Origin of the sequence: Saccharopolyspora indica, assembly GCF_027853965.1 — a bacterium.
Taxonomy (GTDB): Bacteria; Actinomycetota; Actinomycetes; order Mycobacteriales; family Pseudonocardiaceae; genus Saccharopolyspora; species Saccharopolyspora indica.
The window spans coordinates 323,284-349,136 of sequence record NZ_JAQGLB010000006.1 but is presented as its reverse complement, the minus strand read 5'-3'; the positions used below and the strand labels follow the sequence as shown (position 1 = coordinate 349,136).

24 protein-coding genes are annotated in these 25,853 nt (G+C 72.6%); 11 read left to right on the top strand and 13 right to left on the bottom strand.

From position 1 onward, the window contains the following. Positions 1–66: 66 nt before the first annotated feature. The 5 genes from OU416_RS16795 to fabD all read left to right on the top strand — a co-directional run bounded on the left by OU416_RS16795 (position 67) and on the right by fabD (position 5,073). Positions 67–783: a class I SAM-dependent methyltransferase gene (locus tag OU416_RS16795; RefSeq protein ID WP_270927907.1), complete on the top strand. Its 717-nt coding sequence runs from the start codon at positions 67–69 to the stop codon at positions 781–783. Positions 784–822: 39 nt separating this feature from the next. After that, entirely contained in the window at positions 823–1,821 is a 999-nt protein-coding gene (locus OU416_RS16790) for an NAD-dependent epimerase/dehydratase family protein (protein WP_270927906.1), read from the top strand. Then, positions 1,818–2,798, top strand: coding sequence for a dTDP-glucose 4,6-dehydratase (gene rfbB / locus OU416_RS16785; protein ID WP_270927905.1), 981 nt, complete (start codon positions 1,818–1,820; stop codon positions 2,796–2,798). Before OU416_RS16790 ends, rfbB begins: the two co-directional genes overlap by 4 nt. Before the next feature lie 65 nt (positions 2,799–2,863). Then, positions 2,864–4,018, top strand: a complete 1,155-nt coding sequence (locus tag OU416_RS16780; protein WP_270927904.1) for a glycosyltransferase — start codon at positions 2,864–2,866, stop codon at positions 4,016–4,018. 59 nt (positions 4,019–4,077) lie between these two features. Beyond that, entirely contained in the window at positions 4,078–5,073 is a 996-nt protein-coding gene (gene fabD / locus OU416_RS16775) for an ACP S-malonyltransferase (protein ID WP_270927903.1), read from the top strand. Between the two features lie 65 nt (positions 5,074–5,138). On the opposite strand, the gene OU416_RS16770 is transcribed toward fabD, so the two are convergent. Further along, a complete protein-coding gene (locus OU416_RS16770; protein ID WP_270927902.1) occupies positions 5,139–5,954 on the bottom strand; it encodes an NAD(P)H-binding protein in 816 nt (271 codons plus the stop codon). A gap of 58 nt (positions 5,955–6,012) precedes the next feature. Beyond that, positions 6,013–6,174, bottom strand: coding sequence for a hypothetical protein (locus tag OU416_RS16765; protein WP_270927901.1), 162 nt, complete (start codon positions 6,172–6,174; stop codon positions 6,013–6,015). A gap of 144 nt (positions 6,175–6,318) precedes the next feature. Between OU416_RS16765 and OU416_RS16760 the strand changes: the two genes are divergently transcribed. Then, the gene (locus OU416_RS16760; protein ID WP_270927900.1) at positions 6,319–7,347 is read left to right on the top strand and encodes an ATP-binding cassette domain-containing protein; all 1,029 of its coding nucleotides are present in this window, start codon (positions 6,319–6,321) and stop codon (positions 7,345–7,347) included. Then, the gene (locus tag OU416_RS16755; protein ID WP_270927899.1) at positions 7,344–8,186 is read left to right on the top strand and encodes an ABC transporter permease; all 843 of its coding nucleotides are present in this window, start codon (positions 7,344–7,346) and stop codon (positions 8,184–8,186) included. The genes OU416_RS16760 and OU416_RS16755 overlap by 4 nt, the downstream gene beginning before the upstream one ends. Before the next feature lie 30 nt (positions 8,187–8,216). Here OU416_RS16755 and OU416_RS16750 read toward each other — a convergent pair whose 3' ends face one another. The 6 genes from OU416_RS16750 to OU416_RS16725 all read right to left on the bottom strand — a co-directional run bounded on the left by OU416_RS16750 (position 8,217) and on the right by OU416_RS16725 (position 17,071). Continuing rightward, complete coding sequence (locus OU416_RS16750) at positions 8,217–11,411, bottom strand: ATP-binding protein (RefSeq protein WP_270927898.1); 3,195 nt, start codon at positions 11,409–11,411, stop codon at positions 8,217–8,219. Positions 11,412–11,542: 131 nt separating this feature from the next. Further along, a complete protein-coding gene (locus OU416_RS16745; protein ID WP_270927897.1) occupies positions 11,543–12,874 on the bottom strand; it encodes a pyroglutamyl peptidase in 1,332 nt (443 codons plus the stop codon). Positions 12,875–12,958: 84 nt separating this feature from the next. Beyond that, positions 12,959–13,534: a GNAT family N-acetyltransferase gene (locus tag OU416_RS16740; protein WP_270927895.1), complete on the bottom strand. Its 576-nt coding sequence runs from the start codon at positions 13,532–13,534 to the stop codon at positions 12,959–12,961. 26 nt (positions 13,535–13,560) lie between these two features. Continuing rightward, positions 13,561–14,400, bottom strand: a complete 840-nt coding sequence (locus OU416_RS16735) for a polysaccharide lyase family protein (RefSeq protein WP_270927894.1) — start codon at positions 14,398–14,400, stop codon at positions 13,561–13,563. 6 nt (positions 14,401–14,406) lie between these two features. Continuing rightward, positions 14,407–15,948, bottom strand: coding sequence for an alkaline phosphatase D family protein (locus tag OU416_RS16730; protein ID WP_270927893.1), 1,542 nt, complete (start codon positions 15,946–15,948; stop codon positions 14,407–14,409). A 103-nt stretch (positions 15,949–16,051) separates the two neighbouring features. Continuing rightward, the gene (locus tag OU416_RS16725) at positions 16,052–17,071 is read right to left on the bottom strand and encodes a LacI family DNA-binding transcriptional regulator (protein ID WP_270927892.1); all 1,020 of its coding nucleotides are present in this window, start codon (positions 17,069–17,071) and stop codon (positions 16,052–16,054) included. A gap of 157 nt (positions 17,072–17,228) precedes the next feature. Between OU416_RS16725 and OU416_RS16720 the strand changes: the two genes are divergently transcribed. Both OU416_RS16720 and OU416_RS16715 read left to right on the top strand, forming a co-directional pair. Further along, complete coding sequence (locus OU416_RS16720) at positions 17,229–17,801, top strand: cysteine dioxygenase (RefSeq protein WP_270927891.1); 573 nt, start codon at positions 17,229–17,231, stop codon at positions 17,799–17,801. A 54-nt stretch (positions 17,802–17,855) separates the two neighbouring features. Then, positions 17,856–19,271, top strand: coding sequence for an aromatic amino acid ammonia-lyase (locus tag OU416_RS16715; RefSeq protein ID WP_270927890.1), 1,416 nt, complete (start codon positions 17,856–17,858; stop codon positions 19,269–19,271). On the opposite strand, the gene OU416_RS16710 is transcribed toward OU416_RS16715, so the two are convergent. After that, a complete protein-coding gene (locus OU416_RS16710; RefSeq protein ID WP_270927889.1) occupies positions 19,264–20,328 on the bottom strand; it encodes a hypothetical protein in 1,065 nt (354 codons plus the stop codon). The genes OU416_RS16715 and OU416_RS16710 overlap by 8 nt on opposite strands. Positions 20,329–20,908: 580 nt before the next feature. Between OU416_RS16710 and OU416_RS16705 the strand changes: the two genes are divergently transcribed. After that, positions 20,909–21,313, top strand: a complete 405-nt coding sequence (locus OU416_RS16705; protein ID WP_270927888.1) for a DUF6292 family protein — start codon at positions 20,909–20,911, stop codon at positions 21,311–21,313. Positions 21,314–21,351: 38 nt separating this feature from the next. Here the strand turns inward: OU416_RS16705 and OU416_RS16700 are convergent, their stop codons facing one another. Next, complete coding sequence (locus tag OU416_RS16700) at positions 21,352–22,446, bottom strand: AI-2E family transporter (protein WP_270927887.1); 1,095 nt, start codon at positions 22,444–22,446, stop codon at positions 21,352–21,354. A gap of 70 nt (positions 22,447–22,516) precedes the next feature. Then, complete coding sequence (locus OU416_RS16695) at positions 22,517–23,401, bottom strand: class I SAM-dependent methyltransferase (RefSeq protein WP_270927886.1); 885 nt, start codon at positions 23,399–23,401, stop codon at positions 22,517–22,519. Between the two features lie 100 nt (positions 23,402–23,501). On the opposite strand from OU416_RS16695, the gene OU416_RS16690 reads away from it, so the two are divergent. Continuing rightward, positions 23,502–24,344: a PhzF family phenazine biosynthesis protein gene (locus tag OU416_RS16690; protein ID WP_270927885.1), complete on the top strand. Its 843-nt coding sequence runs from the start codon at positions 23,502–23,504 to the stop codon at positions 24,342–24,344. 56 nt (positions 24,345–24,400) lie between these two features. Here the strand turns inward: OU416_RS16690 and OU416_RS16685 are convergent, their stop codons facing one another. Both OU416_RS16685 and OU416_RS16680 read right to left on the bottom strand, forming a co-directional pair. Then, positions 24,401–24,997, bottom strand: a complete 597-nt coding sequence (locus OU416_RS16685; RefSeq protein ID WP_270927884.1) for a cupin domain-containing protein — start codon at positions 24,995–24,997, stop codon at positions 24,401–24,403. Positions 24,998–25,010: 13 nt separating this feature from the next. Further along, positions 25,011–25,778: an SDR family NAD(P)-dependent oxidoreductase gene (locus OU416_RS16680; protein WP_270927883.1), complete on the bottom strand. Its 768-nt coding sequence runs from the start codon at positions 25,776–25,778 to the stop codon at positions 25,011–25,013. Between the last annotated feature and the right edge of the window lie 75 nt (positions 25,779–25,853).

The window sequence follows — 25,853 nt, the reverse complement described above, 5'->3', positions numbered from 1 at the left end:
GACCGGGTTCTCCAGGACCCGCAGCCGCAGCTGCGGTGGACAACGACCGATCCACGCGGAGGAAGCATGTACGGAAGCGACGCCGCAGAGATCTACGATCTGCTGCACCAGTCCCGGGGCAAGGACTTCGAGTTCGAGTCCGAAGTGGTGGCCAAGCTCATCGACGCCCACCGCCCGGACGCGTCCTCGGTGCTCGACGTCGCCTGCGGGACCGGCGCGCACCTCGAGTTCTTCAACCGGTGGTACGCGCACGTGGAAGGTGTCGACGCCTCGGAACCGATGCTGGACCGCGCCCGGGTGAAGCTGCCGGGGGTCCGGTTCGCGCCGGGGGACATGCGGACCTTCTCGGCCGACCGCCGGTTCGACGCCATCACCTGCCTGTTCTGCTCGATCGCCTACCTGCCGACCTGCGAGGACCTGGGCACCGCGCTCGAGAGGTTCGCGCGGCACCTGACCCCTGGCGGGGTGGCGGTGGTCGAACCCTGGTGGTTCCCGGAGAAGTTCACCCCGGGCCACGTGGCGGCGGACGTGGTCGAGGACGGAGTCCGCACGGTCGCCCGCGTTTCGCACGCCTCCAGGACGGACCGCGGCAACGGCATGGACGTGCACTACGTGATCGCGGAGCGCGGAGCCGGAATCCGCCACTTCGCCGAATCGCACACGTACACACCGTTCACCCGCGAGCAGTACGAGACGGCGTTCGCGAACGCGGGCTTCGCCGTCGAGTTCGTCGAAGGGGCGCAGTCCGGAAGAGGGCTCTTCGTCGGTGTCCTCGAACGCTAGCCGCAGCGCTGCCGTGCAACGAAGTGGGGATGGAAACCGTTGAGCGCAACAAGAAAAGTGGTCGTGCTCGGGGGAACCGGGTTCGTCGGGCGCCACGTCTGCGCGGCATTCGCCGCCGCGGGCAGCGAGGTGCTCGCCGTGGCCCGGACGCCGACGAGCACCGACTGCAGGTTCATCTCGCTGAGCCTGGACGACGTGCCCGCCGAGGCGCTGGCACGGCTGCTGGAAGCGGAAGGAGCCGACGTCGTCGTCAACGCGGTCGGCAGCATCTGGGGCGCCGCGGACCGGGACATGGCCACCCGGTGCCTCGTGCCCACCCAGCGGTTGCTGGCGGCGCTCGCGCTCATGCGAACCCGGCCGCGGCTGGTCCACCTCGGGTCGATCCTGGAATACGGTTCGGACGCGCAGGAGGAGAGCAGCGGCGGAACCGACCGGCTGCCGACCAGAACGGCCTACGGGCGGGCCAAGCTCGCGGCCACCCGTGCGGTCCTGGAAGCGGTGACGACCGGCGGCGTCGAAGGACTCGTCCTGCGCATCGCCAACGTGGCCGGTCCGGGAACGCCCGAGATCAGCCTGCTGGGCAAAGTCGCCCAGCGGCTCACCGAAGCCGCCCTGCACGACGAGGCGGCGGTCGTGGAGCTCACGCCGCTGAAGGCCCACCGGGACTACGTCGACGTCCGCGACGTGGCCGGTGCGGTCGTCACCGCGGCCGCCGCGGAGGTGACCGGCCGCGTCATCGACATCGGCAGCGGCGAGGCGGTTTCGGTGCGCGACCTGGTGGATCTGCTGATCCGCGCGAGCGGGGTGCCGACCAGGATCGTCGAGCACCCGGACGAGTCCGCTGCGCCCGAGCCGCAGCACTGGACCCGGGCGGACATCGGGCCGGCCAGGGAAGTCCTCGGCTGGCGGCCGCGCCGGTCGCTGGCCGAGGCCGTCGGCGACTTCTGGGCGGAGACCTCGGGCCGACCACCGGTCGCGATGGCTTCCACGACGAGCGCGTGCTCGCGCGTTCGGACCGAATCGGGAGGTGCCCCTTGAGGATCCTGGTCACCGGTGGTGCGGGCTTCATCGGCTCGCACTACGTCCGCACCGTGCTCGACGGCGGGTACGCGGCCTGCGACGGGGCTCGGGTCACCGTCCTCGACGCGCTCACCTACGCGGGCAACCTGGCCAACCTGCCCTCCTCGCACCCGCGGCTGGAGTTCGTCCGCGGCGATGTCCACGACCTCGACCTGCTGCTGGACCTGTTGCCCGGGCACGACGCGGTGGTGCACTTCGCCGCCGAATCGCACGTCGATCGCTCGGTGGCCGAGGCCGACCGCTTCGTCCGGACCAACGTCGTCGGCAGCCAGCGGCTCTTCGAGGCCTGCTTGCGGAGCAAGATCGAGCGGGTCGTGCACGTTTCGACGGACGAGGTGTACGGCTCGATCGAGCAGGGCGCGTGGACCGAGGACGCACCGCTGCTGCCCAACTCGCCCTACTCCGCGGCGAAAGCATCGTCGGATCTGTTCGCGCGGGCCTACTGGCGCACCCACGGGCTGGACGTGTCGATCACCCGGTGCTCGAACAACTACGGCCCGCACCAGCACCCGGAGAAGCTGATCCCGAACTTCGTCACGCGGCTGCTCCGCGGGCAGCAGGTGCCGCTCTACGGCGACGGCGCGAACAAGCGGGAGTGGCTGCACGTCGCCGACCACTGCCGCGCCATCCAGCTCGTGCTCACCGGAGGACGGGCCGGTGAGGTCTACAACGTGGGCGGCGGGAACGAGCACACCAACCGCGCCATCACCGAGCAGGTGCTGCGGTTGTGCGGAGCGGGCTGGGACATGGTCCGGCACGTGCCCGACCGCAAGGGCCACGACCTGCGCTACTGCCTGGACGACAGCAAGATCCGCGACGAACTCGGCTACGCGCCGACCGTCGACTTCGAGCGGGGCCTCGCCGAAACGGTCGCCTGGTACCGCGACAACCCCGGCTGGTGGCAGGCCGGGACAGCGGCCCGTGCCGCGTCGTGAGCCCGTTCCTGCGGAGCCCAGACCCGACCACGACCCCGGACGACGGATCCGGAGGAAGGAACGAAATGCGCTACCTGTTCACCATGCTGCCCGGGGTCTCGCACCTCTACCCGCTGGTTCCGCTGGCCCAGGCGATGCAGGCGGACGGCCACGAAGTGCTGATCGCCAGCAGCGGACCAGCGATCCCGGCGGCGACCCAGGCAGGTTTGCACGCCGTGGACGTCGCACCCGGCCAGGACGTCGAAGCTCCCGGCAGGAAGCTGGGGCAGCAGCTCTCGGAGCGGCCGCTGAGCGGCGCCGAGCTCTACGAGGCCGTCGGGGGATCGTTCGCCGAGATGGGTGAGCTGATGCTCGACGGCCTGGTCACCGCGGTGCGCGACTGGCGGGCCGACGGGGTCCTGTACATGCCGATCTTCGGTGCCGGGCTGCTCGCCGCGAGGATGACCGGGACGACGTCGATCGTGCACGGCATCGGCCACCGCAACCCCCTGCTGTGGGCGATGGAACGAGTCGTGCCGATCGCGGAGCGCCGGGGAGTCCAGGACTTCCTGCGCGGGCCCGACGTGGAGATCAACCTGAGCCCGCGAACGCTGGAGGAGTTCAACCCGGACGCCCCGGTGCGGCCGATGGCCGCGCACAAGCTGGACCTGCGCCACGCCCCCTACAACGGCGGCGCGGAGCTCCCGGCGTGGGCGCTCAAGGACGCCGACCGGCCGCGAGTCGTCGTCTGCCTCGGCACCTCGGCCCTGACCGTCGGCGACGGCGCGCTGCTGACCGAGATCGTGCGCGGTGCGGACGAGCTCGAGGTGGAACTGATCCTGACCACCGGCGGCGCGGAGCTGACCGCGCTCCCGGAGCGGCTCCCCGAACACGTGCGGGTGATCGACTGGCTGCCGATGCGTGCGATCCTCCCCAGCTGCGCCGCGGTCGTCCACCACGCGGGCTCCGGCACGATGTTCTCCGCCTACGCCGCGGGCGTACCGCAGATCGCCATCCCGCACGTCGGCAACGCGCCGGTGAACGCGGAGATCACGGCCAAGCGCGGCACCGGGGTGGCGCTCGGCCCGGACGAGGCGACTCCCGAGACGGTGACCAAGGCGCTGAGGTCGGTGCTGGAGGACCCCGGCTACCGCGCTGCGAGCGCCGAAGTGGCGGCCGAGATGGCCGCGATGCCGGTGGCCTCGGAGGTGGTCTCGAGACTCGGCGGACTCGTCGGCTGATCGACGCCGCCCACGTGCACCGGCATCCCTCGCCGCTGCGAAGAGGAGGAGGTAATCCTGTGAACAGGACGGCTTTCGTGTTCCCCGGCCAGGGTTCGCAGCGCGTGGGCATGGGCCGGGGCCTGCTCGAGCTGATGCCGGATCTGGCCGCCGAGTACTACCGGCGAGCGGACCAGGTGCTCGGCCTGCCGCTGTCCGAGCTGTGCTGGCACGGCCCGGCGGCGAAGCTGAACGACGCCGCCGCGACCCAGCCGGCTGTGCTGCTCACCAGCGTGGTGACCGGTGAGCTGTTGCGGCGCAAGGGAGTCCGGCCCGGTTTGGTGGCCGGGCACAGCCTGGGCGAGTACGCCGCGCTGGTCTTCGCCGGAGTGCTCGACTGGACCGACGCGCTGCGGCTCACCCACGTGCGCGGGCAGCTCATGGCGGCGTTCAACGAGCGGAATCCGGGATCCACGGCCGCCGTGGTCGGACTGGGCCTGCCGGTGGTGGACCGGCTGTGCGCGGAGGCCACGGCGGCCACCGGCCAGCCGGTGGAGGTCGCCAACGACAACGAGCCCGCGCAAGTGGTGGTGTCCGGCCGCGTCGACGCCGTGGCCCGGCTGCGGCAGCTCGCCTCGGCTGCGGGCGCCGAGAAGGTCGTCGTGCTCGGGGTTCGCGGGGCCGCGCACTGCGGCCTGCTGCGGGAGGTGGCGGAGGAGTTCTCCGCCGAGCTGGCCGGGGTCGAGTTCCGGGACCCGCTCCTCCCGGTGGTCTCCAGCGTCACCGCGGACCGCATCACCAGCGGCGAAGCGGCGCTGCGCAGCTTGCAGCGCCAGATGACCGGCCGGGTCCGCTGGACCGAGGCGGTGACGCGCATGGCCGGCGGCGGGATCTCGACCTTCGTCGAGGTGGGCGCGGGGCGGGTGCTGGGCGGCCTGTGCCGCCGGATCGCACCGGGCGTCTCCACCTGCTCGACGAGCACCGCCCGCCAGATCGCCGAAACGCTCACCGCCCTCGCGCCGTCCGGCAGCTCGCGCCCGGAGCCTCGCGGCGGAGTGCTGCCGGGCGGCCTCTGACCAGGATCCCGGCCTCACCGGTGTCGCCGGTTGCGATCGCACCCGACGACACCGGTGAGCCGCGATCAGCGGAAGGCAGCCGCGTTCTCGGCGACCCACTCGGCGAAGGTCCGGCCCGGCGTGCCGGTGACCTCGCGAACCGTGGGGGCGACCGTGCGCGCGTGCTCCGGCGGGTTCGACCCCAGCTCGACGAACTCGTCGACCTCCGCCTCCGAATAGCCGGCCTCGCGGAATTCGGCGCGGGCCTGCTCCTCGGTGAGCTCCACGAGGCGGATCGGCTTCCCGACGACCTCGCCGACGGTGCGCACCGCTTCGGCGTAGCTGATGGCCTCCGGGCCGGTCACGGTGTAGGCCTTGCCGGAGTGGCCGTCCTCCACCAGCGCGGTCACCGCGACGGCGGCGATGTCGGCCTCGTGCACCATGGCGCTGCGGGTGTGGGCGAACGGGATCTCCACGACCCCTGCCCGGACCGCGTCCGACCACGCCAGGGCGTTGGCCATGAACTCCACCGGCTGGACGTGGGTCCACTCCACCCCGGCCGCTTCCACCGCTCGCTCGACCGGTCCCGGTGCGAAGCCGGTGAGCACGGTGATCCGCCGGACCCCGGCCCGCAGCGCGAGTTCGAGCACCTCGGGCGCTGTCCGCAGCGGTGAGTAGGCCGCGTCGGCGAACGAGATCAGGTGCATCGCCTCGACCCCCTCGAACGCCTCCGACAGCGTTCCGGGGTCGGCCAGGTCGCCTGCCGCGACCTCCGCACCGTCCGGCAGCGCCGCCGTCGCGGGGTTGCGGGTCAGCGCGCGCACCTGCTGCCCGCGATCGATCAGCCCGCGCACGATGTGGCGGCCGACGGTTCCGGTCGCACCGGTCACCAATACCGTCATCACTTCCTCCTGCTCATCTTCCGGGAATCGTGGGATGACACCGGGCCTGCCCAGCAGATCAGCTGGACGCCCTGGGCCGAGCCGGGAACTCGAAGTCCTCGTCGAGCGGGACGACGTCCAGGTCGATGTGGCGGTCGCCATCGCGGCCGATGACGATCGCGATGGCGTCGTCGAGGATCACCGCTACCCGGATCCGGTCACCGGTCGAGTTGTCGGACATGTGCCCTCCTGCTGGTTCGTGTCACCCGGTGGGCGCCAGACGGTGCCTGGCCGGTGCGAGAGCCGGTCTAGCGGCTCGCCATTCCGGAACTGGCGCCTGCCGGGTGACAGCCGAAAGTCGGCGTCGCGAAGCTAGGAGTTCGCCATGACTACCGCAGTCGGCACCGGATCTTCCGAAGCACCGGTGCCCGAGGGGGTCGACCTGGCCATCGAGGCCTTCGGCCTGGTCAAGAAGTTCGGTTCGCACCGGGCGGTCGCCGGGGTGGACCTGGCCGTTCCCGCCGGGTCGGTGTACGGGGTGCTGGGGCCCAACGGTGCGGGCAAGACGACCACCGTCAAGATGCTGTCCACCCTCCTGCGACCGGACGGCGGGACCGCCCGCGTGCTGGGCCACGACGTGGTGCTCGAGCCGGATTCGGTGCGCAGGTCGATCAGCCTGACCGGGCAGTACGCCTCGGTCGACGAGGAGCTGACCGCGGCGGAGAACGTCACCCTGCTCGCCCGGTTGCTCGGCCACCGCAAGCCGGCGGCGGTGTCCCGGGCCGAGCAGCTGCTGGAGGCCTTCGGCCTGGGAGAGGCGGCCGGCCGGCAGGTGAAGAACTTCTCCGGCGGCATGCGGCGGAGACTGGACATCGCGTGCAGCATCCTCAGCGCGCCGCGGCTGCTGTTCCTGGACGAGCCCACCACCGGGCTGGACCCGCGCAGCCGCAACCAGGTCTGGGAGATCGTGCGGGCACTGGCCGACGGAGGCACCACCGTCCTGCTCACCACCCAGTACCTGGAGGAGGCCGACCAGCTCGCCGCCCGGATCGCCGTCATCGACCGCGGCGTGGTGATCGCGGAGAACACCCCGGACGGGCTCAAGGAATCCGTCGGAGCCGGGTCGGTCTCCATCCGGCTCCAGGACCCCGAGCAGCGAGCGGCCGCGCAGCAGGTGCTCGGCAGGGTGCTCGGCGTCGAAGCCCACCCCGAACTGGACGCCGCGGTCCTCTCCGCGCGGCTGTCCGCGCAGCAGGCGGGCCTGCGGCTGGGCGACCGGATGTCGGCCGCATTCGGCGAGCTGTCCAGGGAGGGCATCGCGATCGCGGGCTTCAGCCTGGGGCGGCCGAGCCTGGACGAGGTCTTCCTCGCCCTCACCGACGAGAACGACGAAACCACCGAGGAGTCCCGATGACGAGCACGTCACCGCAGATCCGCGCGGCCGGCGCCGTGCGCGAAGACCTGCGCACCGTCCTGGAACCGGAGGAGCGGCCGGACCGCCCGAGCGCGCTGTCGGCGTCGCTGACCTTCGGCTGGCGGGCGATGCTGAAGATCAAGCACGTCCCGGAGCAGCTCTTCGACGTCACCGCGTTCCCCATCATGCTGACGCTGATGTTCACCTTCCTCTTCGGCGGTGCGCTGGCCGGGTCGCCGGGGGAGTACCTGCAGTACCTGCACCCCGGCATCATGGTGATGAGCGTGGTCATGACCACCTGGTACACCGGGACGGCGTTGAACATCGACGTCAGCAAGGGCGTGTTCGACCGGTTCCGCACCCTGCCGATCTGGCGGCCCGCCGCGCTGGTCGGTGCCCTGCTCGGGGACGTGGTGCGGTACGCGCTCGCCTCGGTGGTGATGATCGTCCTCGGGCTGATCCTCGGTTTCCGCCCGGCGGGCGGGCCGCTGGGCGTGCTGGCGGCGGTGGCGCTGCTGCTCGCCTTCGCGTTCAGCCTGTCCTGGGTGTGGACCGCGCTCGGCCTGCTGATGCGCAGCGAGAAGGCGGTCCAGGGCGTCGGCATGCTGGTGATGATGCCGCTGGTGTTCACCAGCAACGTCTTCGTGCAGCCGGAGACGATGCCGGGCTGGCTCCAGGCGTTCGTCGGGGTCAACCCGATCGCGCACCTGGTCACCGCGATGCGCGCGCTGATGTCCGGTGCGGACGCGCTGGATTCGGTCGTTCTGGTCCTGCTGTCCTGCGCCGGGCTGGTCGTCGTCTTCGGAACCCTGACCATGCGCCGCTACAACCGCATGTAGTGGTGCCGGGCGCTGTGGCGGGGTGCACCGTCACAGCGCCCAGTCGATCTCGGTGCTGGGCTGGTAGCGGCAGGTAGCGCCGGTGGAGACCGACGCCCGCAGGTGCTCGGCGAGCGCCGGGTGGCGCTGGTCGAGCCGCCGGAGCGTGTCGCGGATGCGGTTGGTGACCGCTTTCCGCGCCCGCTCGGCCTCATCGCCGAGCCGCCGCGGCCGGCCGGCCAGACCTGCCGCGGCGCGCAGCTCGTCGAGCAGGGCCTGGCGTTCGGTGTCCAGCGCCGCCGCGCGCTCGTCGTCGCCGAGGTCGACAGCGCGGTCGATCTCCTCGTCGAGCTGCGCGAGCCGCCGCCGGTACTGGAGCTTCGCCTCCTTGTCCAGCACGGCGTCACCGCCGAGGCTGCGCGCGGAGACCACGATCTCGCCGCCTGCCGGGTTGAGCAGCTGGACGGCCGGAACCTCGGTCCCGGGGCGACCGAGCAGCACGTGCAGGTCCCGCAGCCCCTTGGCGTCCGGGAGGTGCACCGTCGTGCCGTGGTAGCTGAGCGTCCACACCTCCCCGTCGAAGCGGAACGCGGTTCCGGCGGGCACGGCAACGGGTGCGGGGCCCACCGGGCCGAGGTTCGCGGCCTGTTCGGCCAGGTACGCCATGCCCAGCTCGGTCGCCTCAGCTCGCACGTCCGACAGGAGCTGGTCGGCTTCCGCGGCATCTCCGGTGCTTCCCCTGGCGAGCAGGACTTCGGCCAGCCGGGCGCGCGCCTCCAGCGACCAGGGGCGGGCGCGCAGCCGATCGGCGGCCTGGCGCGCGGTGCGGAATCCGGCCACCGCGTCGTCCCAGCGCTGCTGCGCGGCGTCCAACGACGCGGACCAGAAGACCATCGGGCCGTCGACGGTCGCTCCCGCCGTCACCGCCCACTGGTCGCGGTACGGGGCGATCGCTTCCCGGGCGCGTTCGCACAGCTCCGGGTCCCGGGAGGCAGCGGCGGTCTGGGCCTGGAACCGCAACCACAGCGGGGCGAACCAGCCGTGGTAGGTCTCGCTGCGCGCGGTGATCTCGGTGAGGTGCCGCAGCGCCGATTCGAGATCACCCATCTGCACCGCGGAAGTCGCCTTGATCAGCCGGAGGACCGGGTGGTCGTCGTCGGTCAACTGGGCCAGCAGGGTGTCGACCTCGGCGAACCGGCCTTGCCGGAGTTCGCAGGCCCACCGGAGGTGGCGGCCGACCCGCGAGCTGTTGACGAAGGGCTGCTCGTCGAGGTTCGCGGCCCGCTCGATGAGCGACCTGGCGTCGTCGAAGCGCCCGGTCATCGTGGCGAAGGTCGCCCGGATCCAGCAGGATTCGAAGAAGAAGCGGGCGAGACCGGTGCGGTCGGCCTCGGCGGCGAAGGCGTTGAGCTCGTCCAGGCAGCGCGGATCACCCTGCTCCAGCAGCGCACCGATGCGCAGCTGGGACGCGTGCAGTCCGAGCTCGCGATCAGCGGTGCGCTGCGCGACCGCACGCATCTCGTCGATGATCGACAAGCGCTCGGCCGCCGTGCCCGGCCCGAGGATCGCGTCGTGGCGCGCCAGCAGACTGCGCCCGAGCGCTTCGTCGTCCATGCCCTGCCGGGCGAGCACCGCGGTGTGCGCGCTCAACTCCTGGGCGGCGCGGTCGAACGCGCTCTGGTTCCGGGCGGCTGCGTACCGCGGCCGCTGGCCACCTGCCCGGGTGCTCTCCGACAGCAGCTTGCGGTGCGCTTCGTTGATGAGGTCGATCTCCAGCTGCTGCTTCCTGGTCGGGTGGCTCAGCCCGTGCAAGGTCAGCGCGGCCCGCGCCAGCAGCTCGCCGTCGTCGAGCTCGCGGGCGATGGCGACGACGTCCTCGAACGTCTGCTGCCCGCCGGCGACGTCGTCGGCGTAGTACTGGGCGGTGCCGAGGTCCAGGCCGATGATGGCCCATCTCCGGCGATCACCGGCCGGGACCAGTTCGAGCGCGCGCCGGTAGTGTCCGACGGCTTCCTCCAGCGCGAGCTTGCCCGACGCGACGCGGGCTGCGGCGAGCAGGTGCTCCACGGCTTCCGCGGGCTCCAGCAGCGGTGTGGCGAGATAGGCGTGGCGGGCGAGGTCGGAAGGCAGCACCTGCGCGGCCAGGGCGCGGGAGGAGGTCAGGGCTCGCACCACGGTGGCGTGGCGCTGGCGCCGCTGGTCGTCGTCGATCGCGTGGTAGAGCAGTTCCCGCACCAGATCATGGGTGAAGGTGAGCAGATCCGCGTCCAGCCACTGCATCAGGCGCGCCCGGACCGCCACCTCGAGCAGCCGCTCGACCTGGCCGATGCTGGTGTCCGCCGCCTTGGCCACCAGCTCCAGGTGGAACTCCCGGCCGAGCACCGTGGCGGTGGTCATCAGCTCGACGACTTCTTCCGGGAGCAGCGAGAGCCGCTGCTGGAGAGCGGCTCGGACGCTGGGCGGCGCTGCGGTGACCGGGTTGCCGCTCTGCCACAGCCGCGCGGTCTGCTCGACGAAGAACGGGTTTCCCCCGGTGCGCTGGTGGATTTCGGCGATGAGGTCCGGATCCGCCGTGCGCCCGGTGGTGCGGGTGACGAGTGCGGCGACCTCGTCGCGGTTGAGCCCGTCCAGCGCGATGGTCGTCGCCCGCGACACCAGCGGGCGCATCAGCGACTCCAGCTGGGGATCGGCGAACTCGATCTCGACGTCTCGGTACGTGCCGATCACCAGCAGGTTCTCGAACCACGCGTGCTGGGCGACGAAACCCAGCAGCTTGATCGACGCCGCGTCGGCCCAGTGCAGGTCCTCCAGCACGACCACCAGGGGGCGGTGGCGCGATGCCGTCACCAGCAGGGTGGTGACGGCGTCGTAGAGCTGGAACGGGCTGTGCGGAGCCGACCGGGCATCGTCGTTGCGGGCATCGCCGAGGAGCGCGGCCAGCGCGGAACCCGCGTTGCTGGTCGCCTCGGCCCACACCGGCTCGGGCGTGTTCCGGCGGAGGTGGCGCACGACCTGCACCCACGGCCAGTAGCCGGGGGCGCCTTCGCCGTCCCAGCACGCGCTGCTGAACGTGGTGGCACCCTCGCGCTTGGCGTGATCAGCGGCGTCGGCGGCGAGGGTCGTCTTGCCGATTCCCGCTTCGCCCGTCACCAGCACCAGACCGCCGTGGCTGTCAAGCGTCCGATCGACCTCGCCGCGTAGTGCCTTTGCCGGATGATCCCGTCCGATGAGTCCCGTTGACGCCACGGTGCGTAGTCTAGTCCGCTTGGTTGCGTAGTCATCCGGCCGGTGTTCACGGCTCGGGCTCCCGCCGGGTCCGCGTCCACAGTGGACCTGGCGTGGTGCCGGGCCGGCGCGCCGGCCCGGCACCGGTCCCGTCACATGGTCGGCGCGGGAACGCGGCCGATGCGGTCGCGCGGGGTCTTCGCCACGGTCACCGCCGGTTCGCCGTCCTCGGCCGTGGCCGCGACTTCGACGATGGCCCTGACCTGGGCGATGATGTCCTGCAGGTTCCGGGTGAAGACCGGGTCCACCACGTCCTCGGCGTTGTCCGGGGCGAAGGTCAGCACCGGCGTGTGGACGTGGCCGCCGCGCAGGTCCGCGCCGACGGCGTCCCGCAGCAGGGTCGTGCGGTAGGCGATCTCGTTGGACAGGTAGCTGCCGCCGCCGCCCGCGCGGGCCGCCGAGCCCGGCGTCGGGCCGTCGGGGCGCACCACGGGTTCGGTCGCGCCTGCCGGGATCTCGGTGACCTCGGTGTTGTGGAAGACCGGGTAGCGGCCGGTGTCGGCGTTGACGATGGCGGCGTAGGGCTGGGTGGAGGGCACGAACTCCGGTGCCGGTTCGACCGTCGGGACGCCCGGCGGGATCTCGGCGACGCCGTCGCGCTGCTCGTCGTCGTTGTCCACGCCGGTGTGCCAGCGGCCGTTCCACTGCTCGACGTCGAACTGCTCCGGGCGGCCCTGGCTGACGGTGGCGAACAGGTCGACCTGGTCGCGGCCGGGCCGCAGGTGCGGGAGGAAGGTCTGCTCGACCATGCCCCGCTCGAAGGGCTTCCACAGCACCGGGAACATCGCCGTCTCCACGCGGACCGGCCCGGACGCGGTGTTCAGCACGAGCCCGTCCAGCGCCAGCGCGGCGGCGCCGGAGGGGTTGCTGCGGCGGATGTCGCCGTTGAGCTGGAACGGGTCGAAACCGCTGACCAGCACGCGCTTGATGCCCGCACCGCGGGGGAACTGCACGGAGGTCTGCCCGCGCGAGTGCTGCTCCAGGCTCCACAGCAGCTGCTCGCGCTGCGCGTCGTCGAGCGGGAACGACGGTGTCCACTGGCGCAGCGCGGCGGTCATGCCCAGCCTCGCCCAGTACAGCGGGCGGTCGTCGGCCGCAGGCAGATCACCGGCGGTTTCGCGGCCTTGGGAGCGCGCCACCGCCCGCTCCCACACCTGGTCGCCGCTGGAGCCGATCAGCCGCTCGGCGGCGGCCAGGTCGCCCACCTCGCACAGCGCGGCGGCGAACGCCGGGGCGATGTCGGCGAAACCGCTCCTGGCCAGCAGTTCCTGCGGAACCGGCTGGGACAGCCGCTGCTCCTCGACCCTCAGCGGGCGGGACGGGTCGGTGCAGCTCGGTGCCGCCTGCGATGCGACGGGGCTGAACAGCGCCAGAGTTGCCGAGGCGAGCGTGCACGCGATGCTGCGACGGACCGTTGGACGCACGGAGTCCTCCTTGGTGCGGTTGGTGCGAAGAACAGCATTCGACCGCACCGCACCTGCCGGATACCAGTCCTTGGCCCCAACTCGTCAGTCCACACCGGACTCCGGCCCGAGTCCGTGCCGACCGGCGAACTCACCGGCCGTCATGCCCAGCACGACCACGTCGTGGTGCCGACCGGCGAAGAACTCGTGCTCGCGCAGCCGTCCTTCCTCCTCGAACCCGAGCGCGCGGTGCAGCGCGAGCGAGGCCTCGTTGAACGCGTACACGCCGACCGAGCACTTGTGGTAGCGCCGCTCGCCGAACATGTAGCGCAGCAGCAGGACGACGGCCTCGGTCGCGTAGCCGCGGCGCTGGTGCTCGCGGCCGATGCCGATCCCGTAGCCGAAGCGGCCCGCGCGCTGGTCGGTCTCGGTGGTCGACAGCGCGCCGACGAGCACGTCCTCGGCGCGCGAGTGCACGGCGAGCTGGAACTCGTCGCCCTCCGGCTCTTTCACCGCCTGCTCGGCCGCCCACCGGCGGTAGCCCTCCGCGGAGCGCGGTGGGTGGATCATGTCCACCGCGCGCATGTCCGAGGTGTCGCCGTCGATGCGCTGGAACGCCTGCCAGTCCTCCGGTTCGATCCCGCGGAGGCGAACCCGGTCACCGATCCAGATCGATCCCATGTCGATCGATCCAACCAGACCGGTTCTCACCGGCGGGCGAACACCCCGATCGCGTCGTAGGCGATCCAGGAGCCGTCGTCCTTGTGCAGGTCGATGGTGTTCTCCCCGACCTGGAAGACCTGCGGGAGGCGCACTTCCAGGTAGGACGGCTTCAGCGGGGAGCCGGGCAGCGTGCTGTCGCCCTGGGTGGAGCCCTTGGTGGCCCCGTTGTCGAAGCGCAGCCGGTCGACCGGGGTGCCGTTGACGCTCAGCACCACCGAACCCGCCTTGGACGCGTGGCTGTCGATGAGCCACACCGCGAGGTCCGAACCGTTGACCGGGAGCTCGGCGAGCTCGAAGCGCAGCCGGAACCGGTGCTCGCGGCGACCGGCCCAGCCGTCGGCCGGGCCGGGCTGGAGGTAGCACCAGCCGGTGCGCGGGTCGTCGGCACCGGCCCGGAAGTCCACGCCGTTCGGGAACTTCGCCGGGTAGTCGGCGTAACCGGCGGGGGACAGGGCGAGTTCCAGGCCCTTGCCGTCGAAGTCGCCGACCACGGCCAGCGGGATTCCCGACCGGCTCACCGACTCGCGGCTGGTGACGGTGACCGCGCGGCTCGGCCGGCTCCGCGCACCGGCGGCGTCGACGGTCACCACCCGGTAGGTCCACTGCTGCGCGGAGCCGCCGAGGCCGTTGTGCTGGAAGTGCGGGTAAACGGTCTTGGTCAGCAAGGTCTCCGGGGACACCGCGACGTCGGGGCCGGGCGCGCCGTGCACCGCGTAGTGGTCGACGACGGTCTGCCACGGCGCGGGCTCCCAGTCGACGACGATGCGGGCGAGTTCGCCCCGGCCGCGCAAACCGGTGGCAGCGGGCGGAGGTGCGGTGGGCATCGCGGGTCAGGCCTTCCTGTGCAGACCGGGGTTGCCGGCCGGGGTGCTGAAGCGGGCGACGCTCTGGGCGGGCGCGTTCGCGTCGGCCTCGATCCACGGCACGACCTTGAAGTCGGACACCAGCTCGTCCGGGGTGAGGGTGCACCGCACGTAGCCGCGGCGGCCGTCGTAGAGCTTGACGTAGGGGTGCTGCAGCCAGTCCTCGGTGTAGCCGTCGGTGGGCGCGCCGTCGCCGTCGGAGGCGATCGAGGTGCAGATCAGCTCCACGCCGACGGTGCTCGATCCAGGATCGGCGAAGTCGGCCTTGAGCTCGGCGGCGACGTGCTTGTGGATGTCGCCGGTGAGCACCACCGGGTTGCTGGTGCGCCGCATCGCCTCGACGAGCCGCCGCCGCGCCGCCGGGTAGCCGTCCCACTGGTCGACGCGGTCCTCGGTGATCGCGGCGACCGCGACGCCGTTGGCGATGAAGTTCCACGCCGCCGGGGAACCCGTCATCCCGTCGTGGAGCCAGTTCTCCTGCTCGCGGCCCAGCATCGTGCGCGCTTCGGCGTGCTGCTCGGCGGAGTCGGCGGGGACCGGGTCGCGGTACTGGCGGGTGTCCAGGACGTTGAACCGCGCCAGCGACCCGACGTCGAAGCGCCGGTGCACCCGGCTGTCCGGGCCCTCCGGCAGCGCGCTCAGCGACAGCGGCAGGTGCTCGTAGAAGGCGCGGTAGGCGACCGCGCGGCGGTGCCGGAAGTGCGCCGGGGAGATGCCGTACTCCGACTGGTCGGCGTTGTAGTTGTTCTGCACCTCGTGGTCGTACCAGGTCACCAGCCACGGCGCCGCGGCGTGCGAGGCCTGCAGGTGCGGGTCGGTCTTGAACAGCGCGTAGCGCAGCCGGTACTGCTCCAGGGTCTCGATCTCGACCTGGTGCTCCGGGCCGAGCTCGGGCGCCCCGCGGCGCAGCAGGTTGCCCGCGGTGATTCCGTACTCGTAGATGTAGTCGCCGAGGAACAGCACCGCGTCCAGGCCTTCGCCCGCCATGTGCCGGTGCGCCGAGAAGTGGCCGTGGTACCAGGCCTGGCAGGAGGCCGTCGCGAAGTCGAACGAGGCCACCCGCGCACCGGGTGCGGGCAGCGTCCGGGTCCGGCCGGTGGGGCTGAGCTGGTTGCCCGCGCGGAAGCGGTAGAAGTACTCGCGGCCCGGCTGGAGCCCGCCGACCTCCGGGTGCACGGCGTGCGCGAGCTCGGGCGAGGCGATCACCGTGCCGCGCCGGGCGATCCGGCTGAACCGCTCGTCCTCGGCGACCTCGTACTGCACCGGCACCTGCCGCAGCGGCATGCCGCCGTGCCCGTCGGCGGCCAGCGGTCGCGGGGCCAGCCGGGTCCAGAGCACGACCGCGTCCGGCCGCGGATCGCCCGAGGCCACGCCGAGGCTGAAGGTGCCGTCGGGCAGCGGCCGGCCGGGCGTGGCACCGGCTGCCCCGGGGGCGGAGATGCCCAGGGCCACCGCCGCCGAGGTCACCCCGGCGAGCTGCAGGAACGTGCGCCGGTCCGTCGTGGTCATGGTGCTCCGATCAGAGGTGCGACAACGCGCGTCAGCTTGATCGACCGGAGCGGCCGGCAGGTGAAGATCAGGTTGCGCGGGCAGGAAGAGCTCGTGCGGCTTCCTAGCGCCTGCGGGACCTGCGGTGCGGCCTGGTGACCGAATCGCGGGCCTTCGGTTCGGGGGCGATCAGCTTGCGGCGGCTGCGGCGGTTCTCGTCGACCGCCTTGATCACGCGCTGCACCACCGCGTCCACCACCGCCTGCACGTCCCAGCGGTAGGTGGACAGCGCCGGGGTCAGCAGGTGGGACACCGGGTGGTCGTCGTAGCCGAGCACCGAGAGGTCCGCGGGGATGGACAGGCCGAGGTCGCGAGCGGCTTCGTAGACGCCGTAGGCCATCGAGTCGGTCAGGCAGAAGGCCGCCGTCGGCCGGGGCCGGTCGGCCAGCGCTTCGCGTGCCGTCCCGGCCGCGCCGGTCAGGTCGTTCGGGCACGGCACCACGCGCAGGGCCATGCCCAGGTCGTGCGCGACGTCCCGGACGATCTTCTCGGCGGGGCGCTGCCGCAGCAGCCGAGGGCCCGGGGTGAGCACCAGGACGTCCCGGTGGCCCGCCTCGGCGAGGGTGCTCAGCGCGTGGGTGACGCCCAGGGCGTTGTCGAAGACGACCTCGGCGGCGGTCGGTGCTCCGGGCAGCGGATCGCCGATGGCCACCAGCACGGTGTGCTCGGCCGCCTGCGCCCAGTGCCGGGCGGTCGGGTCGACCGGGATCGCGACCAGCGCGTCGACCCGCTGGTCCAGCAGGTTCTTGGCCAGCAGGGCCTCCCGCTCCGGGTCTGCGGCGGAGTCCATGAACAACGTGTTCCGGTCGGCGGCGAGGAAGCTGCGACCGAGGGTGGTGGCGAACTTCTGCTGCCAGAGGTCCTCCAGCGAGCTGCACAGGACACCGATCGTGCCGGTGCGGCCGCTGGCGAGCGCGCGGGCGACCGGGTCGGCCTCGTAGCCGAGGCGGTCGGCGACCTCCCGCACCCGCTGCTGGGTCTCCGGCGGTACCTGCAGGCCGCGCAGCGCGTAGGAGACCGCAGCGGGGGAGAGCCCCGTCTCGGCGGCTATGTCCTTGATGGTGGGGCGCTTGCGGCGTGGCACCGGAAAAGCCTAGCGCGCGAGACCGTTCCGGACGCGCGAACGCCTTGACCAGGACCTCGCTGATGCGGTTCACTGAAACCGTTCACTGAAGCGCTTCACAAGGCGACGGCCCTGTTCGGCGCGCCCACCCGGGCCGTCGCTGCAGGAGGAGGAAACCGTGTTCAGCGAACCGGTTCCGGTGCCCGCGCGGCGAATGATCCCGGTGGAACGAGCGCGCGGTGCCTGGACGCTCGGCGGGCTCCCCGGCCGCTTCTTGAGCCCGGCCGAGCTGTGCGGTCTGGTCGCGGATCTGGCGCTTCGCCCGGAGCCGTGGCAGCAGCGCGTCGCGTTCAGCGACGAGAAGCGGCACTACGCCTCGCTGCACCGCGACGACCACGTCGACGTGTGGCTGCTGTGCTGGACCCCGGCCAACGACACCGGCTGGCACGACCACGACGTCTCCTCGTTCGCCGTCGCAGTGGTGCGAGGCGTGCTGGTCGAGCACAACCCGACGTCGGGCGGGCGCAGCCTGCGGACCGAGGTCGCGGCCGGGCACGTGTACGGCGCCGGGCCGGAGCACATCCACCGGCTGACCGGCAAGGCCCGCGAGAGCGTCTCGATCCACGCCTACTCGCCACCGCTGTGGCGGATGGGGCAGTACGCGATGACCGGCGGCGTGCTCCGGCGCATCTCCGTCTCCTACGCCGACGAACTGCGCCCGGTGGGCGATTTCGCGAACTCGTCGCACTGAGCCCTCGCGGCGGCCCGGCACCGTGCGCGGACGGAGCGGCTCGCTGGAGGAAGGATGACTGCGGACACCACCCCGGTGGCGCTCGGCGGCGCTGAGCTGTCCATCGCGGACCTCCGCCGGATCGCGGACGGCGCGGCACAGGTCGTGATCGGCGATGCCGAACGCCTGCGGCGGAGTTGGCTGGTGGCCCGGAAGCTGGCGCAGCCGGTGTACGGCCGCACCACCGGAGTCGGGGGCAACTGCGGCGAGGCCGTGGCCGATCCCGACGAGCACGGGATGCGGCTGCTGCGCAGCCATGCGAGCGCGATCGGCGATCCGGTGCCCGAGCGGGAGGTCCGCGCGATGCTGGCGGTTCGGGTGAACCAGGTGCTGCGCGGTGGCTCGGGAATCCAGCCGGCCATCGCCGAGGCGATGGTGGCCGCGCTCAACAGCGGTGCCCACCCGCAGGTGCACGAACACGGTTCGGTCGGCACCGGCGACCTCGGTCCGCTGGCGGAGGCCGGGCTCGCCCTCGCCGGGGAGGGGCGGTGGAACGGGCCGCCACCGCCCCCGGTCGTCTTCCGCGCGGGCGATGCGCTGGCGTTGATCAGCAGCAATGCGCTCACGATCGGCCAAGCCGCATCGGCGGTGGCTGCCATCCGCACGCTCCTGGACGCCTCCGCGCGCGTTACCGCCCTGACGCTGCGCGCGGTCGGCGGTTCGACCGAACCGTTCGCGCCGGAAGTGCACCGCAACCGCCCGCACGCCGGATCGACGCAGGTGGCCGCCGACGTGCTCGCGCTGCTCGGCGGCGAGGTGGCGCCGGGACGGCGGATCCAGGACGCGTTCGGGCTGCGCTGCTTCCCGCAGGTGCACGGACCGGCGCTCGAGGCGGCGGCCGACGCCGAGTCGGTGCTGACCGTGGAGATCAACTCCGCCGCGGAGAACCCGCTGATCACGCCGGGTGGAGCCGTCCACCACGGCGGTTTCCACACCGCGCAGCCGGCCCTCGCCATGGACCGGCTGCGACTGGCCGTGCTGGCCACCGCTCAGCTGTCCGCGGCCAGGCTCTCGATGCTCGACGAACCGGACCGCACCGGGCTCCGGCCCTTCCTCGCCGCGGGCCCGCAGGGGAGTTCGGGCGTCATGCTGCTGGAGCACGGCGCGGCGTCGGCCCTGGCCGAGCTGCGCGCGGCCGCCTTCCCGGTGACCTTGGGGAACGCGGTGCTGTCCCGGGCGGCCGAGGACCACGCGGGCTTCGCCTCCCAGGCTGCGCGGCAGACCAAGCGGGCGGCTGATGCGTACCGCCTGGTGCTGGCGTGCGAGCTGGTCGCCGCGGTGCGCGCGCACCGGATGCTCGGTACGAGTCTGGACGCGCCGGTCCGGACGTTCTGCGAACGGGCGTGCCGACGGTTGGACCCGGACCTGCGGGACCGGCCGCTGTCCGCGGACGTCGCGATCGCCGCGACCCTGCTCGACGAGGTCATCTGACACCCGCCGGGAGGCGGCTCGCCTGCGCGAGCTGTTCGGCGAGTTCGAGGTTGAGGCGCGTTTGCTCCGCGGTGCGGCGGCCGTGGCCGCACGCCGCGCCGACACCGGCCACGGTCTGGCCGAGCGCGGCCTCGGTGTGGCGCAGCGCTCGGGCGGACAGCTCGGGGTTTCCTTCGTCGACGCAGCCCGCGATCACCTCGACGCCGCGGGCCAGATCGCGCAGCGGCACGTATGCCGAGGCGGAGGCGGGGGGCGGTTGGTCGCCGTGAGCCATCGGGATGTGCACGGCCGGCACCGGGTGCCCGACCGTTCGCAGCCGAGCCGCCAGCGCGTTGATCACCTGCACCGCCGGGCGCAGCCCGGAGGGCCGGAACAGCGCGCGGTGGCCCAGGTCCCCGTAGCACAGGTGCAGCGTCCAGCGGGCGGATCGCGGGGCGGCGGTGATGATCCTGGCCAGCTGGTGCGCGAGCAGCCGTGCCGTGGCCGGACGGGCTGCGGTCGGCACCCGGTGCAGTGCGCAGAGGGCTGCCGGCGACTCCAGCTGGAAGGTCACCTCGCTGCCGTGCCGCTGCGCGATCCGCAGCACCTCGGAAATGATCATCTGTTCGAAAACCGCGTGCACGCGCGGCATCTGCGCCATGCCCACGGTGAAGATCGCGAGGTCCAAAGAGGACGGAACGCTGATCTGGACGGGCAGGTCGGTGCCGAGCTCGCGGCGCGCGGCGACGGCGGCGACGGCCTCGCGCGGCCGGCCCAGCGCGATGTCGCCGACGGTCAGCCGGTGCCCGGTGCGAACCCGGTGGAGCGGCATCTCGGCGTAGCAGCTGCCGTCACCGGGTTTGACGACCTCCAGCCCCGGGGCCGCGGCGCGCGAGAGCAGGTAGTCGATGATCCAGTTCGGGTCCACGTCGCAGGGCAGTGCGCTGAGCTGGGCGGATCCGGCGTGGTCGAGCGCCCAGCGCATGCCTGTGGTGACGTCGGGGGCGAGGCTGCGCGGCAGCGAACCGGCCAGGTGCACGCGGCGCCGGGATTCGGAACGGGGGAACGGGGGAGCCATGGGGATCTCCGGGAAGCGTCGGGGCCTGGCGGGGTCGGCACGGGGTGGCATCGCGCGTGGCTCAGGTCGGATCGCGACCGGGTGGTGATGATCGTGTGGCCCAACTCTGGCAGATCCCGCGCAGGGGTGCAGGTTTTCGCTTCCCGGGACCGGGGCGTTGCGCCCGTTCGACTGACGGCGGAGGTCGGTCGGGCGTGGAGGAACCCGCCGATGCCCCGGTCCACCCGACCTGGTGAGCAGCGTTCGCATGAGCAGCCTCCCCTGAAATCAACCCCAGCCCCGCTCAAGGGGGCCGTGGTGCAACCCAGCCACGAGAAACCGCGCAACGTGAGATCGCTCCTCAACGTGACCACCACTGTGAATCGCGGAGAGGAGGGACTGACTACCCGCGGTTCTCCCGTCGCATGCCCCGGACGGGCGCGTCGGTTGCGGATGGGATGCGGGGGTGCTGGTGTTGCGGGTGAGGCGCGCCCCGCGCCGGCGGGTCCACAGCGGACGGTTCACGCCATCGGTACGTCTGCGCCGCGTTCGGCGTGGATACCCGTGGGGAGCGAGGTCCGAGCACCGAGGGGGGACGGGAATGGACACGAGGAGCCCGGCGGCCAGCGGCCTGGTCGACTACATCCGGTCCGTGGCGGATGCGCTGGGGGACGACGTGACGGAAGTGGACGTTGACTTCGACGACGGGCTGGCCACCGCGATCATCCTGGTGCGTTCGCACGTGCCGACGCTGCTGGAGCTCCCGCTGCTGCTGACGTGGGACGAGGTCAGCGGCTGGGCGCTGCGGGTGGAGACCGACGGGACCGGGGACACCACCGCGCTGGAGTTCCTGGGCGGCGACATCCTCCCGCACCCGCAGGTGGTGCGGGAGTTCCTGGGCGACGCGGTGTGCGGCCGCAGCCCCGGTCTGGTGCTGCCCCCGGCGTTCCGCACGCCGAACGCCGGTGACGAGCTGGAGCACCGGCTGGCGCAGTTCCGCGGCTGAGGAGCTGGCCGGTCGCGCCAACGGGTGCTGAGCCCGGGTCACGGGTGCTGCCCGTTCGGGCTGCGTCCCGGTGGCACGCGCGACCCGGCGGCCAGCGAGCGCACGACGGTGTTCGCCGTCGCCACCAGCGGGACGGCCAGCACCGCCCCGCCCACTCCGGCGACGGTGAAGCCCGAGGCCACGCTGAGCACCACCGCCAGCGGGTGCAGCCGCACGGCGTGCCCGAGCAGCAGCGGCTGCAGCACGTGGCCTTCCAGCTGCATCACGCACACCACCACGGCCAGCAGGATCAGCGCCGTGACGAACCCGTTCGCGGCCAGCGCGACCAGCACCGCCAGGCCGCCGGTGACCACCGCGCCGACGTAGGGCACGAAGGCGCCCAGGAAGATCACCACGGCCAGCACGAACGGCAGCGGCACGCCGAGGACGACGGCTCCGATGCCGATCAGCGCCGCGTCGGTGAACGCCACCGCAGCCGTCGCCCGGACGTAGGCCACGAGCGTCGCGAAGCCGCGCCGCCCGGCGGCGTGCACCCGGTCGCGGACGGAGCGCGGCATCGTCGCGCGGACCGCGAACGACCAGATCCGGCCGCCGTCGCGGAGGAAGAAGAACAGGGTGAACAGCCCGAGCAGCATCCCGGCCAGGAACCGCAGCAGCGTGCCGGTGGTGGCCAGCGCGGTCGTGGGCAGCCCGCCCCGGTCGATCCGCAGCGCCTGCGTGAGCTGCTGGAACACCTCGTTGAGCTGCTGCTGGTTCAGGCTCAGCGGGCCGCGGATCAGCCAGCCGCGGATCTGCTCGATGCTGGCGGCCAGCTGTTCGGACAGTCCGGACAGCCCCGCCACCAGCGTGCTGATCACCACCGCCAGCACCGCGCCGAGCGCGCAGAGCCCGCCGACCAGCACGAGCACGGCGGCCAGCGTGCGGGGGACTCCCCTGCGCACCAGCCAGTTCACCACCGGGGCCATCAGCGCGGTGAGCAGCGCGGCCACCGCGACCGCCATGACCTCGCCGTAGAGCGCGTCGAACACCCGCCACCCGACCCACAGCACGGCGACCAGCACGAGCAGGCGCCACCCGACCGCGGCCGCGACGCGCAGACCGCGGGGGACGCCGTCCGCACCGGAATCACCCACAGCTGGTGGTTGGCCCGCCGCGCTGATCGCCAAACGCGCGGGCCCGAACCGTCCACTGTGGTCGGCCTGGTCAGCTCCGCTGGAAGTGCCAGATCATCATCGCCGGCATGCCCGCGCTGGCCGCGCGGGTCGCCTCCGGCACCATCCCGGCCAGCGACCACGGCCAGAAGTCCCACGGCCCCGGCTCCGTCGGCGCCGGGCCGGACGGGGCGGGCTGGACGGGCAGGTCCGGTTCGTCGTAGCCGCGCAGGTGCAGGCCCAGCGGCAGCGCGGTGCGCAGGTAGTCGCCGATCTCGTGGCGGTGGCTGACCAGCCGTCCCGGCCTGCCCTCCGCATCGCGCACCGGCGGGATCGAGCCGAACATCACCCGGCCCGGGTGCATGTCCGAGATCACCAGGTGCCCTCCGGGGCGCAGCACCCGGGCGAACTCGGCGAGCACCGGCTCCAGCGACGGCACGTGCGTCAGCGCCAGCGCGCAGACGACCAGGTCCGCCGCGGCGTCGCCGACCGGCAGACCGGTGAGCTCGCCGACGGAGAACTCCCCCGCGGGGACGCGCTCGCGCGCCCGCGCGAGCATCTCCGGCGAGCTGTCCACGCCGATCACCCGGTGGCCGCGCCCGGCCAGGATCTCGGCGAACCGGCCGGTCCCGCACGCGGCGTCCACCGCGACACCGGCGGGCAGCTCGTCGAGGATCGCGCCGACCGCGGGCTCGTCGAAGTCGAACGCCGAGTTGCGACCGTCGTCGTAGGTCCGCGACCAGGCCCGGTAGCCGGTCACCGAGTCCACCCGCTCGACCTCCACCGCGGCGTCCGCCAGCGACTCGTCGTCGAGCAACCGCCGGATCTCGGCGATCCGCGCGGCCACGAATTCCCGGTCGTGCTCCCCGGTGAAGCTGCGCAGCAGCGCCACGCCCTCAAGCCCCAGCAGGTAGGCCAGCGGATGCTCGTAGATCATGGCCGGAGGCTAGCGACCGCGGCTGTGGGCGGGCCACCGAATTTCCGCCGGTGCCCACCCGGTCGCGATCGGATCTCGGGGCACTTGCGACGATGGATCCGTGACGACATCCATTCGCCGTCCCTTCGCCCAGGTCGACGTGTTCGGATCGGGCTCGTGCAGCGGCAACGCGCTCGCCGTGGTGCTGGCGGCCGAAGGGCTGAGCGACGAGGTCATGCAGCGGTTCGCGCGGTGGACGAACCTCTCCGAGACGACGTTCCTGCTGCCGCCGACGCGGCCGGAGGCCGACTACCGGGTGCGGATCTTCACCGCATCGGAGGAGCTGCCGTTCGCCGGGCACCCCACGCTCGGCAGCTGCCACGCCTGGCTGTCCCAGCAACCGGGCCCGCCTGCGCCGCGGATCGTCCAGGAGTGCGCGGCCGGGCTCATCGAGCTGCGCGCGGACGACGGGCAGTACGCCTTCGCCGCACCGCCGCTGATCCGCCAGGGCCCGGTCGAGGAGGAGCTGCGCGAGCAGCTCGCGCGCGGGCTCGAACTCGCGCCCGGGCAGCTGCGCGACGCCCAGTGGGTCGACAACGGGCCGGGCTGGGTGGCGGTCCTGCTCGGCAGCTCGGACGAGGTGCTGCGAGCGCCCACCCCGCCCGGGACGCTCCCGCCGCTGGGTGTCGTGGGGCCCTGCCCGCCGGGCGCGGCGCACCAGTTCGAAGTGCGCGCGTTCTTCCCCGGCGGCGGGCAGATGATCGAGGACCCGGTCACGGGCAGCCTCAACGCGGGCATCGCGCAGTGGCTCATCGACACCGACCGCGCACCCGCGCACTACGTCGCGAGGCAGGGCTCGGTGGTGGGGGCCGACGGCCGGGTGTCGATCGACCGCGACGAGGACGGCACCACCTGGGTCGGCGGCACAGCGGTCACCTGCATCCAGGGCGAAGTAGACCTCTGAAAGCCCTGTTGGCGGCCGGTTTGCGCGGACGGCTGCGCCGGACAGGCTCTCTGTCGTCAGCCGCGGGTCAGCTCGTCGATCTCGGCGGCGGCTCCGGGCCAGCCGTCGCGGAGTTCGGCGCGAGTTCCCAGGGCGAAGCCGTCGAACCGGAACGGCGGGGCGAGGGTGAGGCCGAGCAGCGACCACGCGCCCTCCGGGCGGGAACCCTGCCAGGAACCGGCCGGGACGACGGTCTGCAGCACCTGACCGGCTTCGAGGTCCGGGCCCAGGACCACCCGGCGGCTGCTGCCGTCCGGATCCAGCACCAGCATCCGCACCGGTGCACCGCCCTGCCAGTGGTAGACCTCCGGGGTGTCGAGCCGGTGCAGGGCGGAGAAGTCGGGCGCGATCATCAGGTAGATCGCCGAGGACATGTTGTCGTCGGCGTACATCCGCCGCACGTGCCCGCCCTCGCCCTCCAGCGGCTCCAGGCCGAGCCGCCCGATCAGGGCGTGCCCGACCGCAGGATCGTCCCCGCCGGGCAGGCCGGTACCGCCTCTCCGCGGTTCGCAGTGGTGGTCGCGTTCGGGGGCGATGTCGCGTTGTGCGGTTTCTCGTGGCCGGGTTGCGTCTCGGTCCCCTGAGGTGCGGTCGGGGTCGGGGCTGCTGCTCATGGGTTCCTCCCGCTCACCAGGTCGGGCGGACCGAGGCGCCGCCGTCGACGACCAGTTCCTGCCCGGTGATCCAGCTGCTGGCCGGGCCGCAGAGGAACAGGCAGGCGTCCGCGACGTCGGTGGGCCGCCCGAGCCTGCCGATGGGGTTGCCGGTCTCCCACGCCGTCACGCCTTCCGGCCAGGCCGAGCGGATCTCCGGCCGTTCCACCAGGCCGGGGGAGACCAGGTTGACGCGGATCCCGTCGGGCGCGAACTCCAGCGCCGCCGAGCGCACGAGCATGCCGACCGCGGCTTTGGACACCGCGTAGTGCGCCGAGCCCGGTTTGGGCTGGTTCCCGACGATCGAGCCGATGGCGACCACCGCGCCGCCGTCCTGCTGCCCGGACATCGCGCGGCGGGCCGCTTGCAGCACGAGGAAGGTGGCGTCCACATTGGACTCCTGCACCGCGCGGAAGTCGGCGAGCGACATCTCGGCCAGCGGCTGGACCGGCTGGACGCCCGCGTTGAGCACTGCGGCGTCCAAGCGCCCGAAAGCGTCGAGAGCGGCTCGCACGACGTGCTCGGCGCCCTCGGGGGAGCGGAGGTCGGCCTGGGTGGCCACGGCGCTGCCGCCCGCCGATTCGACGGCGCCGACGACCTCGTCCGCGCCCGCCTCGTCCCGGTGGTACTGGACCACCACCTGGGCGCCGGCCTGAGCGAACCGGCGGGCGATCCCGCTGCCGATGCCGCCGCTCGCGCCGGTCACCAGCGCGACCTTGCCCGCGAGGCCGTCCTGGTCCATACCGCCATCCCTTCACCGCCGGATCGTCCGCTCCCAGGGTGCCCCACCGCTGTTCGGCGCCGCGCGACCGGGTTC